General features: G+C 72.0%; 8 protein-coding genes. 5 read left to right on the forward strand and 3 right to left on the reverse strand.

Going from position 1 to position 13695, the window contains the following annotated elements; genetic code table 11:
* The first annotated feature begins 27 nt into the window (after positions 1–27).
* Positions 28–909, forward strand: coding sequence for a mycothiol conjugate amidase Mca (mca, locus tag IE185_RS14535; RefSeq protein ID WP_138896948.1), 882 nt, complete (start codon positions 28–30; stop codon positions 907–909).
* A complete protein-coding gene (locus IE185_RS14540) occupies positions 902–1195 on the forward strand; it encodes a hypothetical protein (protein ID WP_229843495.1) in 294 nt (97 codons plus the stop codon). Before mca ends, IE185_RS14540 begins: the two co-directional genes overlap by 8 nt.
* A 155-nt stretch (positions 1196–1350) precedes the next feature.
* Here the strand turns inward: IE185_RS14540 and IE185_RS14545 are convergent, their stop codons facing one another.
* The gene (locus IE185_RS14545) at positions 1351–4569 is read right to left on the reverse strand and encodes a tetratricopeptide repeat protein (RefSeq protein ID WP_189715276.1); all 3219 of its coding nucleotides are present in this window, start codon (positions 4567–4569) and stop codon (positions 1351–1353) included.
* A 105-nt stretch (positions 4570–4674) separates the two neighbouring features.
* Between IE185_RS14545 and IE185_RS14550 the strand changes: the two genes are divergently transcribed.
* Positions 4675–6696, forward strand: a complete 2022-nt coding sequence (locus IE185_RS14550) for a thioredoxin domain-containing protein (protein ID WP_189715282.1) — start codon at positions 4675–4677, stop codon at positions 6694–6696.
* Positions 6697–6767: 71 nt separating this feature from the next.
* Here IE185_RS14550 and IE185_RS14555 read toward each other — a convergent pair whose 3' ends face one another.
* Both IE185_RS14555 and IE185_RS14560 read right to left on the reverse strand, forming a co-directional pair.
* The gene (locus IE185_RS14555; RefSeq protein ID WP_229843496.1) at positions 6768–8030 is read right to left on the reverse strand and encodes a glycosyltransferase; all 1263 of its coding nucleotides are present in this window, start codon (positions 8028–8030) and stop codon (positions 6768–6770) included.
* Positions 8027–9241, reverse strand: coding sequence for a glycosyltransferase (locus IE185_RS14560; RefSeq protein ID WP_138897779.1), 1215 nt, complete (start codon positions 9239–9241; stop codon positions 8027–8029). Before IE185_RS14560 ends, IE185_RS14555 begins: the two co-directional genes overlap by 4 nt.
* A 421-nt stretch (positions 9242–9662) precedes the next feature.
* Between IE185_RS14560 and IE185_RS14565 the strand changes: the two genes are divergently transcribed.
* The gene (locus IE185_RS14565) at positions 9663–11144 is read left to right on the forward strand and encodes an ArnT family glycosyltransferase (protein ID WP_229843497.1); all 1482 of its coding nucleotides are present in this window, start codon (positions 9663–9665) and stop codon (positions 11142–11144) included.
* The gene (locus IE185_RS14570; RefSeq protein WP_189715284.1) at positions 11141–13609 is read left to right on the forward strand and encodes a galactose oxidase early set domain-containing protein; all 2469 of its coding nucleotides are present in this window, start codon (positions 11141–11143) and stop codon (positions 13607–13609) included. The genes IE185_RS14565 and IE185_RS14570 overlap by 4 nt, the downstream gene beginning before the upstream one ends.
* The last annotated feature ends 86 nt before the right edge of the window (positions 13610–13695 follow it).

A 13695-nucleotide genomic window follows, 5' to 3' on the forward strand; every position in this document is an offset into this window, starting at 1 on the left:
TTGCGCCGAATCACTGAGGATCGAGTCTTGACTGAGCAGCTGCGACTGATGGCCGTTCACGCCCACCCCGACGACGAGTCGAGCAAGGGTGCGGCGACCATGGCCAAGTATGTGTCCGAGGGGGTGGACGTGCTGGTCGTGACCTGCACGGGGGGCGAGCGTGGCTCCATCCTCAATCCGAAGCTCCAGGGCGACAAGTACATCGAGGAGCACATCCACGAGGTCCGCAAGAAGGAGATGGACGAGGCCCGCGAGATCCTCGGCATCCGCCAGGAATGGCTCGGCTTCGTCGACTCGGGCCTCCCCGAGGGCGACCCGCTGCCGCCGCTGCCGCAGGGCTGCTTCGCGCTGGAGGACGTCGACGTGGCGGCGGGCCGGCTGGTGCGGTCCATCCGCACGTTCCGGCCGCAGGTCATCACGACGTACGACGAGAACGGCGGCTACCCGCACCCCGACCACATCATGACCCACAAGAGCACGATGGTGGCGTTCGAGGGCGCGGCGGACACCGAGAAGTTCCCGGAGGCGGAGTTCGGCCCGGCCTACCAGCCGCGGAAGCTCTACTACAACCAGGGCTTCAACCGGCCGCGCACCGTCGCGCTCCACGAGGCGCTCCTGGAGCGCGGGCTGGAGTCGCCGTACGGCGAGTGGCTGGAGCGCTGGAAGGAGTTCCAGCGGGCGGAGCGGACGCTGACCACGTACGTCCCGTGCGCCGAGTTCTTCGAGATCCGCGACAAGGCGCTCATCGCGCACGCCACGCAGATCGACCCCGACGGCGGCTGGTTCCGTGTGCCGATGGAGATCCAGCAGGAGGTCTGGCCGACCGAGGAGTACGAGCTGGCCAAGTCGCTCGTCGATACCTCCCTCCCCGAGAGCGACCTGTTCGCAGGCATCCGCGACAATGCCTGATGTGAACGTAACCCTGGCAATGACGCAGTTCGTCCCGCTCGCCGCGGACAAGTTCGACAAGAACAAGGTGACCCCGGGTGTCCTCGGGTTCCTGGTCTTCGCGGCGCTGGCCGTCGGCGTGTGGCTGCTGATGAAGTCGATGAACCGGCACATGGGGCGGGTCAACTTCGAGGAGGCGCCGGACCCGGCGGCGGGCCAGAAGGCCACCGCCTCGGCCTCCGCTTCCGCCTCGGCGCCGGCCCCCTCGTCGGCGGACCCCGCGGGGGACCGTCCCAAGGACGCGTAGCGCCGGGGGCGGGCCCCGCGGGGCTGGATCTGCCGCGCTGCGGCGACTCCAGCCCCTGCGGTGTCCCAGGAGCGGGGTCCGGGGCGGAGCCCCCGCTGGGGGCGGGCAGGGGAAGCCGCCGCAGGCACCCCGCGCCGCACCTCACCCGTACCCGCTCACCCCCGCGCCGGCCCCACCGGTACGCCCATCACCTCCCGCGCATGCCGGTTCGGCACCATGCCGAGCCGCCACGCCTGCCAGCCCTCCGCCAGGTCCACACCGCGCTCCAGGACCAGGCCGTACGCCTCCGCACAGTCCTCCAGCTTGCCGTCACGCGTCGGATGCGTCGCCCGGAGCAGCTGGGAAAGCTCCTCCTGCGCCACCGCCGTGCCGATCTCCGAGCCCCCCGGCGAACCGAACGGCAGTAGCGTGCAGCGCAGGAAGCGCGCCCAGTCCGCGCCGCGGCGGTCGTCGTACGAGGTGAAGAGCCGCGCCGCCTCGTCGCACAGCTCCAGCGCCTGCGCCGGCCGGTTGTTCCCCGCGTCCACGATCGCCAGCTCCAGGCACGTCCACGCCTCGCCGTGCGCCACCCCGATCCGGTGGAAGTCGGCGCGCGCGTCCACCAGGAGCTGACGCGCGAAGCCGGAATTGCGCAGATTGCCCGTCTGGGCCGCGCGCTGGTCGCGCGTGACGCGACCCGAGTGATGGCGCGCACAGGCCAGCCCGTACACGTCCCGCATCCGCGAGAACATCCCCCGCGCCCGCTCCAGCTCCCGCACCGCCTGGTCGGCGTCCCCGCGCTCCTCCAACGCCTGCCCTAGGTAGTACAGCGTCCACGCCTCGCCCCGCGCGTCCTCCGCCTCCCGGTGCCGGGACAGCGCCTCCCGCAGCTCCTCGACGGCCGCCGACGGGTCGCCGTCCACCAGCCGCGCGCGAGCCAGCTGCGTCAGCGCCCACGCCTCGCCCCGGCCGTCACGGGTACGCCCGTACAGCTCCAGCGCGTCGCGCAACTGCTCCTGGGCCCGGGGCACGTCCCCCCTGCGCAGGAAGACCTGCCCCAGCTGGAAGTGCGCCCACGCCTGCCCGTGCAGGCTCTCGCTCGCCCGGTGGAGGACCAGCGCCGTGTCCAGGTGAGCGACCGCCTCCGTGAGATTCGCCCGGTCGCGCTCCACCGCCGCCAGCGCGTGCAGCGTCCACGCCCGGTCGGCGTCCAGCTCCGGCGACGCCTGCAGCGCGAGCGCCTCGCCCAGCTTGTCCGCCGCCTGGGCCAGATTCCCCTGATGGTGCAACGTGATGCCCAGCGAACACAGGGCCCGCGCGGCGCCCGCCTCGTGCTGCGCCTCGAAGTACAGGTCGACGACCGACGACAGCGTCGTACGGGCCTTGTCCAGCTCACCGAGCTGGCGCGCCGCGATACCCGTACGCCACTGCACCGACCGCACCAGCAGACCCTGGTCCACGGCCTGCGTCAGCTCGCTGATCTCGCCCAGGCGGTAGAGGTCGCCCCGCAGCAGGCAGTAGTCGCACAGCGCGCCCAGCAGATTCAGCACCGCCTGCTGGTCGACCCCCTCCGCCTGGCGCAGCGCCGCCGTGATGAAGCTCGACTCGTCGTCCAGCCAGCGCAGGGCGGCGTCGAGGGACGTGAAACCGTGCGCCCCGAAATGATCCGCCCGCGTCGACGTCTTGCCGTCGACCAGACGGATCACCGAATCCGCCAGCTCGCCGTAGTTGCGGATCAGCCGCTCCTGCGCCGCCGACCGGTCCGCCGGCTCCTCCTCGTCGAGCAGCCGCGCCTGCGCGAAGGCCCGCACGAGGTCGTGCAGCCGGTAGCGGCTGCCGCGCACATGGTCGATCAGCCCCGCCCGTGACAACGCCGACAGCAGCCGCTGCGCCTCGTGCTCGTCGGTCGCCAGCAGCGCCGCCGCCGCGGCGGCCCCCAGGCTCGCGCGCCCGGCCAGCGCGAGCCGGCGCAGCAGCCGGCGGGCCGCGTCCGGCTGGTCGGTGTAGCGCAGCCACAGCGCCCGCTCCACCGGATCGACCGGACCGTACGCCTCCAGATCCGCCGCCAGTGTCCGCGGCGAACGCGCGCCCAGCGAGGACCCCGCGACCCGCAACGCCAGCGGCAGCCCCCCGCACAGCCCGGTGATCCGCTCGGCCGCCTCCGCGTCGTACGGCCCCTCCTTCTCCTCCGCCACCTCCCGCAGCAGCTCCTCCGCGCCCACCGCGTCCAGCGCCTCCACCGGCAGCTGGTGCACCCACGCCGGAATGTCGGCGGGCAGATCGAGCGGCTCGCGGGCCGTCACGAGCACCAGGCTGTCCGAGCGCTCCGGTACGAGCGTGCGCACCTGCGCCGCGTCACAGGCGTCGTCCAGCACCACCGTCACCGGCAGACCCGTCAGGTGCTGGTGGTACAGCTCCGTCAGCCTGCGCAACTGCTGCTCCTGCGAGGACCGCTCACGGAAGAGCAACTGCTCACGCGGAGCGCCGAGCCGGTTGAGGAGGTGCAGCAGCGCCTCCCGCGTCGACAGCGGCGCCTCACCCGCCGTGTCCCCGCGCAGATCCACCACGCACGCCCCCCGGAACTGGTCCCGCAGGTGGTGCGCCGCCCGCACCGCCAGCGCCGTACGCCCGGAACCCGGCGCTCCGTGCAGCACCACCACCGTCGGCCGCGTCTCGGTGCTCGCCCGCGCCGCGTGCACCCACTGCGCGATCTGCCCCATCGCGGCCCGCCGCCCCGCGAACGGACCCTCGGGCTCCGGCAGATGCCCGAAGGACTGCTCCAGTACGGACCGCCTGCGCGCCGCCTGGCTGCGGTCGGCCCCGCGCAGCTGCCCCACGACGGCGGTCTTCTTCGCCGAGGCACCCCGGGTCGCGGCCAGCAGGACATGCTGCTGGTCCAGGAACGGCCGTATCCCCCGCACCTCCAGCGCCGTCAGCCACTCCAACCGCAGCTGCTCCGGCCCACCGGGCTGCGCCAGCGCACCCGCCCGGCGGTGGGCGGCGGGCCAGTGCGAGGCGGTGACCCGGCCGACGGTCGCGGCGGCGCCGGCCACGGCGACGACGGCCCCGGCGGCGAGCGCCGTGCCGGGACCCGTACCGAGAGCCAGGTCGGCGCCGAACGCGGCGACGGAGGCAACGGCCACCACCAGCCCCGGAGTTGCCAGACCGGCACTGCTGAACCGTTCCGCCAGCGACAGCTGCCCGGCCTGCGCCTCGTCCAGCGCCCTGACGTACGCCGTGTACTCCTCGCCCGCGCTCCGCGCCATGGCATCCAGCGCCGCCCGCCCGCGCACGAGCAGCGCGTTGGCATCGACCCGCCCACCCGACCGCCGCGCCTGCTCCTCGACGGCCCGTACCAACAGCCGCTCGGCTTCCGCCCGGTGGCTGTCCCGCATGTGCGTCCCCCTCCGAGAGCAATGATTGCGGGACAAGTGTCCTGCTTGACGCGCGTCAGCGCGAGAGAGCCAGGCGATCGGGGAGGGGTCGTGCAGGATGGAGGTATGCCGAACCGACTGGCCCATGAGACGTCCCCCTACCTCCTCCAGCACGCCGACAACCCCGTCGACTGGTGGCCCTGGTCGGCCGGCGCGTTCGAGGAGGCGCGCAGGCGCGGCGTGCCGGTGCTGCTCAGCGTCGGCTACAGCAGCTGCCACTGGTGCCATGTCATGGCTCACGAGTCCTTCGAGGACGAGCCGACGGCCGCGTACCTCAACGAGCACTTCGTCAACGTCAAGGTCGACCGCGAGGAGCGGCCGGATGTGGACGCCGTCTACATGGAGGCCGTGCAGGCCGCCACGGGGCAGGGCGGCTGGCCCATGACCGTGTTCCTGACCGCCGACGCCGCGCCCTTCTACTTCGGCACGTACTTCCCGCCCGAGCCCCGGCACGGCATGCCGTCCTTCCGGCAGGTGCTGGAGGGGGTCAGCAACGCGTGGACCGGGCGGCGGGACGAGGTCGCCGAGGTCGCCGGGAAGATCGTCCGGGATCTGAGCGGGCGCTCGCTCGCGTACGGGGCGCCCGAGGTGCCGGGGGAGGAGGAGCTCGCGCAGGCGCTGCTCGCGCTGACGCGGGACTACGACGCCACGCGCGCCGGATTCGGCGGGGCGCCGAAGTTCCCGCCGTCCATGGTGCTGGAGTTCCTGCTGCGGCATTACGCGCGCACGGGGTCCGAGGGCGCCCTGCAGATGGCCGCCGACACCGGTGAGGCGATGGCGCGCGGGGGCATCTACGACCAGCTCGCCGGTGGCTTCGCGCGGTATTCGGTGGACCGTGAATGGGTCGTGCCGCACTTCGAGAAGATGCTGTACGACAACGCGCTGCTGTGCCGGGTGTACGCCCATCTGTGGCGGGCCACCGGATCGGAGCTCGCGCGCCGGGTGGCGCTGGAGACCGCGGACTTCATGGTGAGCGAACTCCGTACGCACGAAGGCGGATTCGCGTCCGCGCTGGATGCGGACAGTGACGACGGCACGGGCAGGCACGTCGAGGGCGCGTACTACGTATGGACGCCGGAGCAGCTTCGTGAGGTGCTCGGGGAGCAGGACGCGCAGTTCGCCGTCCGGCTGTTCGGGGTGACGGAGGAGGGGACGTTCGAGGAGGGGGCGTCCGTACTGCAGCTTCCCGCGGGGGAGGGTGTGGCGGACGCGGCGCGGGTGGCGGATGTCCGGGCGCGGCTGCTCGCGGCGCGCGACGGGCGGGAGCGGCCCGGCCGGGACGACAAGATCGTGGCTGCCTGGAACGGGCTGGCGATCGCCGCGCTGGCGGAGACCGGGGCGTACTTCGACCGGCCGGACCTCGTCGAGCGGGCGACCGAGGCCGCCGATCTGCTGGTGCGGGTGCACATGGACGACGGGGCGCGGCTGGCCCGTACGTCGAAGGACGGGCAGGTGGGTGCGAACGCGGGTGTGCTGGAGGACTACGCCGACGTGGCGGAGGGCTTCCTGGCGCTGGCGGCGGTGTCGGGGGAGGGCGTCTGGCTGGAGTTCTCCGGGTTCCTGCTCGACATCGTCCTCGACCAGTTCGTGGGTGAGGACGGGACGCTGTACGACACGGCCCACGACGCGGAGAAGCTGATCCGGCGGCCGCAGGACCCCACGGACAACGCGACGCCCTCGGGGTGGACGGCCGCGGCGGGTGCGCTGCTGTCGTACGCCGCGCACACGGGTTCCGAGGCGCATCGGAGCGCGGCGGAGCGGGCGTTGGGTGTGGTGAAGACGCTCGGGCCTCGTGCGCCGCGGTTCATCGGGTGGGGTCTCGCGGTGGCCGAGGCGGTGCTGGACGGGCCGCGCGAGGTCGCGGTGGTGGGCGCGGGCGGCGATCCGCTGACGCGGGAACTGCACCGGGTGGCGTTGCTGAGCGGGGCGCCGGGGGCGGTGGTCGCGGTGGGCGAGGTGGGCAGCGACGAGTTCCCGCTGCTGGCCGAGCGGGGGGCGGGGGCGTATGTGTGCCGGCACTTCGTGTGCGATGCGCCGACGTCGGACCCGGGGGTGCTGCGGGAGCGGCTGGGCGAGGCCGCCGTCTAGTGGGGCGGGCAGACGTGGGAAGGGGCGGGCAGGGGGAAGGCATCCCCCGCCCCGCCCCGCCCCGCCTCACCTCACGGTGTCGGGTCGGGGAGCGGCGCTTCGAGCCGGACCGGTTCGGCCGGGGTCCGTTCGGCGCGTCGGCGGCGGTACAGCCACCGGTCGACCAGCAGGAAGCGGCCCGCGAAGACCACCACCATGCTGACCGCCGTCGCGGGGACGGCGGCCAGGCCGCCCCAGGCCATGAACAGCGCCGCCAGGGGCAGACGCGCGACGAGGTCCGCGTTGCCCACCGCCGCGAAGGTGAGCAGCCGTAGGGATCTGCGGTGGTGGCCCCGTCGCAGGCGGTACAGGAGCGAGTCGACCAGGAGGAAGTTCCAGAGGAGCCCTGCCTGGTTGGCGATGATCTCGGCGGGGGCGTAGTGCATGCCGCCCGGCCCGTTGAGCAGCCACAGCAGTGCCAGGTTCGGCACGAACCCGGACAGGCCGATGAGGCCGAAGGCAGCGACCCGCGCCCGGGGGTCGGCCGTGCGCAGGGTGACCAGGTGCCGCAGGAAGCGCAGGCCCTCCCGTACGGTCGACTTCGACGCGCCGGCGTGCCGCTCCGCGAAGGCGTACGGCACTTCGGCGATGCCGCTCGGCCGGCACCGTACCGCCAGTTCGAGCAGGATCTTGTAGCCGAGCGGCTGGAGGCCGTCCTCGCCGGTGGCTGCCCGGTCCACCGCCCGGCGTCGGATCGCGAAGAATCCGCTCATGGGGTCGGTGAGGCCGCGCAGCGCGCGCGGGAAGACGGCCTTCGTGACGCCGGTCGACAGGCCGGACACCAGCTTGCGGTAGCCGCCCGCGAGCCCCGACCGGTCGCCGCCCGCCGCGTACCGGCTCGCGACGACCAGCTCGGCGCCGGTCGATCTGCCGCGCGCCAGCAGCTCGGGCAGGAGTTCCGGCGGGTGCTGGAGGTCGGCGTCGATGACGACGATCCAGGGCGCGCTGGAGCGGGCGATGCCCTCGATGACCGCGCCGCCGAGGCCGCCGGCCGGTGTCGCCCTGTGGTGCAGGACGACGGGGAGCGGGGTCGAGGACGCGGCGTCGGCGATGACCTGGCAGGTGTGGTCGGTGGAGTCGTCGGCGAAGATCACTTCCGCGGTGAGGCCGGCCGAGGCCACGGCCGCTCCGAGCCGTCGCAGCAGCTCGCGGATGTTGCCGGCCTCGTTGTAGGTGGGGACCACGACGGAGACGTCGAGGGGTTCGAGCGGCCCGTCGGGAGATCCGCCGTGAGAGGTGTCGAGGGGCGCGTCGACCTGCAGGTCGAAGGGCAGGTCCAGCGGGTCAGCCGTCACCGTGCCTCCCGCTGGGGCTCCAGGTGGGCGCCGATGTGGGAGGTGAGTTCCCAGTCCCTGCGCCCCGTGTACTCGCGCCAGACGGCGCGCAGCGCTGCGGCGGCGAGTACGACGGCGTACACCGGGCCTCCGATCGTGAGCCGTACGTACTGCCACGGACCGATCCGGAAGCCGTACTCGCGGCCGAAGTCGTGCAGGGCGACGGCCTCGAAGACCATCATCGCGGCCATCGGGACCATCGGGAGCCAGGCGACGAGCGCGATCGGCAGGGACACGCCGCCGACCCAGGCCAGCAGCAGGCCCAGCGGGATCATGATGCCGGTGGCGGCCTGGAGGAAGGGCGTGGAGAGGGTGTAGCGGGCGAGGAGGCGCTGGCGCCAGCCCGGGAGCCCGCGCCATTCGCCCTTGCGCAGGACTTGCAGGAAGCCCTGGTTCCAGCGGGTGCGCTGTTTGTAGAGCGCGAGCAGCGTGTCGGGTGTCTCCTCGCGGGTGACGAGCGCGGCGTGGTACGCGACGACGACCTTGGCGCCGCGTGAGGACAGCCGTACGCCCAGGTCGCAGTCCTCGGCGAGGCAGTCGCCGTCCCAGCCGCCGGTCTCGCGCAGCAGCGCTGCCCGGACGAAGACGGTGTTGCCGCCGAGCGGGATGAAGCCCTTGCGGGCGTGCAGGTGCAGCCGGCTGCGGAACCAGAAGAAGTACTCCAGGCAGTTGCGCAGGCTGTACCAGCTGGTGTCGTAGTTGACGAGCTGTACGCCGCCCTGCACCACGTCCGCGTCGTCGCGGCGGAAGGCGAAGTCGACGTGGCTGAGCAGCTCGGGGTGGACGATGTCCTCCGCGTCGAAGACGCCGACGACGTCGCCCTTGGCGTACGGCAGCGCGGTGTTGAGGGCGCGCGGTTTGTTCTTGGCCTCGTGCTGGTCGACGACGGTCTGCACCATGTGCGGGTGCTCGGCGGCCAGTTGGTGTGCGATCGCGGCGGTGCCGGGATCGTCGTGGCCGACGATCAGCACGATCTCGAAGGCGGGATGGTCGATCTTCAGCATGTTCTCGACGGTGTGCCGGAGCACCGCCTCCTCGTGCCGGGCAGGGACCAGCAGCGAGAAGGACACGCCGTGGTGCCCGTCGGGTTCGGCGAAGGCGGTCGCTTCCAGCGTTTCCGGTGTGCGCCAGGCATGGACCATCCACCAGAGCGTGACGCCGGCGGTGGCCATGAGTATGAGCGAGTCCAATAAAAGGACGGCGGAGACCACGAATTACCCCCCTGGGTCTTCCTCGGTGTTCTGTTATTTCTCTCCCCGCCGGGGAAGCTAGCAGGTGATTGTTTCGCGCGGCAACGACGCCTGAGCCGCACGCCGCCGCCACAAACGGAATGCAAGATTCTTCTTATGTGGCATGCCCGTTGTGTGCCATGCTGCTGCGGCATGCCCGGGTCCGGGGGGTCGGATCCTGGGAGCTGCAGGCCAGGGGGGCCTTCAGGGTGGGGGGATCTGCATGAGCAACGCTGTGCTGCGCGCCAATACCCGTAACGGGCCGGAATTACGCCCGCGTCACGCGCCGTCCACAACTCGGAAAGCTCCGGAACCCCAGGGCGGTTCCACTTTTCTCAAAGATTTCTTGTGGGTGGCGCCGCTATTGATTCTGATCGTTTCCGTACGTGCGTGGAACATAGGCAATTTCCCGTTCCCCAACGACGACGAAGGCACATACCTGGCGCAGGCCTGGGCGGTGCGCAACGGCGACCTCGCCCACTACACCTACTGGTACGACCACCCGCCGTTCGGCTGGATACAGCTCGCGGGCCTCGCCTGGCTGCCGACCTGGCTCTTCCCCGATCTGCCGACGTTCGTCCAGGGCCGCATCGCGATGCTGCCCGTCGTCGCCGCCGGCGCGGTCCTCGTCTTCGTCGTGGGCCGCCGGATCGGCCTCGGCCGCCCCGCCGCCGCCTTCGCGACGCTGCTGTACGGGCTCTCGCCGCTCGCCGTGACCCTGCACCGGCAGATCTACCTCGACAACTTCGCGGTCGTCTGGGCGCTGGCGGCCTTCGCGCTCGCCCTGTCCCCGCGCCGCCACCTGTGGCACCACATCGCGGCAGGCAGCGCCTTCGCCCTCGCGATCCTGTCCAAGGAGACGATCGCGGTCCTGCTGCCCGTCGTCCTGGTGACGCTGTGGCACGGCAGCCATCCGAGGACCCGTAAGTTCTCCTTCGCCGGCTTCGGCTCGGGACTGGTCCTCACCGCCCTCTTCTATCCGCTGTACGCGACGCTGAAGGGCGAGCTGGTGCCGGGCGCCGGCCACGTCTCGCTCCTCGGCACGCTCAAGTTCCAGCTCGGCGGGCGCGAGGGCAGCGGCTCCGTCTTCCAGGACGGGACCGACGCCAACACCCTGATCCTGGACTGGTTCTCGCGCGACCCCTACCTGCTGGGGGCCGGCTGCGCGGCCGCCGTCGTCGGCCTCGCCGTACGCCGTCTGCGGCCCGTCGCCCTCGCCGTCCTGGTGCTGGCCCTGGTCGCGCTGCGCCCCGGCGGCTACCTGCCGCAGATGTACGTCGCCCAGGTGCTGCCCTTCCTCGCGCTCACCGTGACCGGTCTGGGGTGCGCGCTCATCGCCCTCGTCCCGTCCCGCCACCGCGCGATGCGCCCGGCCGCGGTCACCGCCGTCCTCGCCGTCGCCGTCGTGTTCGTGGCCCCGCACTGGTACCGCGAGGACCGGGACACCGTGCGCGGCGACGACAACGGCGTCTACCACGCGGCCTCCCGCTGGCTGCGCGAGACGCCGGTCGGCGACCGGGAACGTACCCGCGTGGTGACCGACGGCGTGCTGTGGCTGGACGCCGTCGAGGCCGGATACCGGCCGGGCACCGGCGCCATCTGGCACTACAAGCTTGACCAGGACCCCGCGGTCGCCAGGACGCTGCCGCGCGGCTGGAAGGACATCGACTACGTCGTGTCCACGCCCGCCCTGCGCGGCGAACAGCACAATCTGCCCACGCTGCGCGACCTGTTCGAGCACAGCGAGCCGGTCGCGAGCTTCGGGGAGGGGGACGGCCGGATCGACATCCTCCAGGTCGACCGGGCCGACCGGCGCAACCAGCAGCTCCAGAAGGGGGAGGGATGACCCCGCACCACTCGTACCGAAGGAACGCAGGAAGACCCGGGCGCGGCAGGAAGCGCCTGTTCCTCACGGCGTTCGCCCTGCTCGCCGCGGGCTTCGGGCTGGCGCCGCTCGACGCCACGCCCGCCAGCGCCGCGCCGAACCTGATAGCCAATCCCGGCCTGGAAACGCTCGACGCGCAGGGCGAGTTCCCCGAGTGCTTCGAGAAGTCCGGGTGGGGCGACAACGACTACACGTACACGGTGACGGACGACGCGCACTCCGGGGCCCGCGCCCTGCGTGTCGACCTCACCCGCCGCGCCGACGGCGACCGCAAGGCGATGATGCTGGAGAACGCGTGCGCGCCCCAGGTCACCGAGGGCCATCAGTACGACCTGTCCCTCTGGTACAAGTCCACGTCGCCCGATGTGGCCATGACGCTCTTCCGGCACGACAAGACGGCCGGCTGGGTCTTCTGGGCCGACCTCAACACCCTGCCGCAGAGCGCGGCGTACGCCCGCACGGAGGTCCGTACACCGGTCATTCCCCCCAACACCGACCAGATCACCTGGGGCGCGGCGCTCTACGGGGTCGGTTCGCTCACCACGGACGACTACGCGATGGTCGACGCGACCGTCGTGCCCGAGCCGCCCGCCGACCCGTGCGAGGGCAAGGGCCCGGAGTGCAAGGGCCAGTGGACCGTGCAGAGCGCGCAGTCGCCGGTGCGCGCCATCCATTCCGTACTGCTGCACACGGGAAAGGTCCTGCTGATCGCCGGCTCGGGCAACGACCGTGACGCCTTCGCCGCCGGGACCTTCAAGTCGTCCGTCTTCGACCCCGTGACCGGCAGGTACACGAACATCCCGACGCCCTCGGACTTCTTCTGCGCCGGACACGTCCAACTGCCGGACGGGCGGGTGCTCGTGGTGGGCGGCAACAAGGACTACGCGTCGGCGGACGGAACGGTCGGCTACAAGGGGCTGAGGACCAGTTACGTCTTCGATCCCAAGCTCAACAAGTACCTCAAGGTCAACGACATGCTGGCCGGCCACTGGTACCCGTCGGCGACCGCGCTGGGCAACGGCGACGTCCTGTCGCTCGGCGGTCTCGGCGAGGACGCGGCCGGGACGGTCGTCAACGAGCACTTCAGTTACGCCCAGAACAAGTGGCTCCCGATGGGGGAGGCCAAGCAGGCCTGGTCGTTCTGGGGCCTCTACCCGGCGATGATCCTCCTCCAGGACGGGCGCCTCTTCTACAGCGGCAGCCACACCTTCGGCGTCGGCCTGCCCGGTACCGGAGCCTCGGTCTACGACTACGAGAAGGGCACCATCACCGACGTACCCGGGCTGAGGAAGAAGGACGAGCGCGACCAGTCGGCGTCGCTGCTGCTGCCCCCCGCCCAGGACCAGAAGGTGCTCACGGCCGGCGGCGGCAACCACACCGTCTCGCCCGACGCGCACCGGCTCGTGGACCTGATCGATCTGAAGGCCGCCTCCCCGGAGTACGTCCCCGGGCCCGACCTGCCGCAGGGCAGGTACAAGGACGGCACCTTCCAGAAGGGGGCCGAGGGCAAGGTCTACCTGTCGGCGGTGATCCTGCCGGACGGCAAGGTCCTGGAGACGGGCGGCGCGCTGCACACGTACCGCGAGGACCCGGTCTTCGGGGCGTCGATGTACGACCCGGCGACCAACACGTTCCAGCCGGGACTGGCCGCCGACCCGGTGCCGCGTACGTACCACTCGTCGTCCACGCTGCTGCCGGACGGCCGGGTGCTGAGCGTCGGGGACAACCCAGGCGACGGGTCGTTCGAGCAACGGGTGTCGATCTACAAGCCGCCGTACTTCTTCAAGGGCGCCCGCCCGAAGATCATGTCGGTGGCCTCGCAGAACTGGGCGTACGGCTCGGCGCAGCGCATCACGGTCGACCGGCCGGTGGTCAAGGCGTCGCTGATCCGTCCGGCCGCCGTCACCCACTCGTCCGACCCGAACCAGCGCCTCGTCGACCTGCCGATGACGGTCAACGGCAGCACCATCGACCTCAGCCTCACCAGCAACCCCAACCTGGCGCCGCCCGGCTGGTACATGCTGTCGGTCGTCGACGCGAAGGGCGTGCCGTCGGTGTCGAAGTGGGTGCGGATCGGCCCGCAGGGACAGGTGGCGGCGCAGCGCGTGCAGAGTTACGCCGACGAGCTGGCCGCGGCGCCGAGGACACCGGGGCGCGCGGGCCACGGGGACAGCGGGGGCCACGGGAAGAAGGGGGCGAAGGCGGGCGTGGAGCTGCCGGAGGGGTACGACGGCTGTGATCACGCGTACGGCGAGGTCAGCACGTGCGTGCCGTGGAAGTTTCCGGCGAAGGTGCCGGCGGCCGACCGGTGCGCGTGGCTGAAGGCCAAGGGGTACGGCGGGCTGGACGTGCGGCGCGACCGGCACGGCCTGGACCGGAACAAGGACGGCAGGGCCTGCGGGAAGGGGGACTTCCGCAAGCGGTGAGCCGAGCGGCTGGGCCGGCCGGCCGGGGGGCCGGCCGGCCCAGCCGGGTCGGTCTTCCGGCGGCTCTGCTCCCGGGCGGCGGCCCT

This window comes from Streptomyces chryseus (assembly GCF_014650755.1).
In the GTDB taxonomy this organism is placed as follows: domain Bacteria; phylum Actinomycetota; class Actinomycetes; order Streptomycetales; family Streptomycetaceae; genus Streptomyces; species Streptomyces chryseus.

Excerpts from the sequence above, each read along its gene's own strand:
- IE185_RS14545 (WP_189715276.1), bottom strand. The coding sequence starts at position 4,569 with ATGCGGGACAGCCACCGGGCGGAAGCCGAGCGGCTGTTGGTACGGGCC.
- IE185_RS14540 (WP_229843495.1), top strand. The coding sequence starts at position 902 with ATGCCTGATGTGAACGTAACCCTGGCAATGACGCAGTTCGTCCCGCTC.
- IE185_RS14550 (WP_189715282.1), top strand. The coding sequence starts at position 4,675 with ATGCCGAACCGACTGGCCCATGAGACGTCCCCCTACCTCCTCCAGCAC.
- IE185_RS14560 (WP_138897779.1), bottom strand. The coding sequence starts at position 9,241 with ATGGCCACCGCCGGCGTCACGCTCTGGTGGATGGTCCATGCCTGGCGC.
- IE185_RS14570 (WP_189715284.1), top strand. The coding sequence starts at position 11,141 with ATGACCCCGCACCACTCGTACCGAAGGAACGCAGGAAGACCCGGGCGC.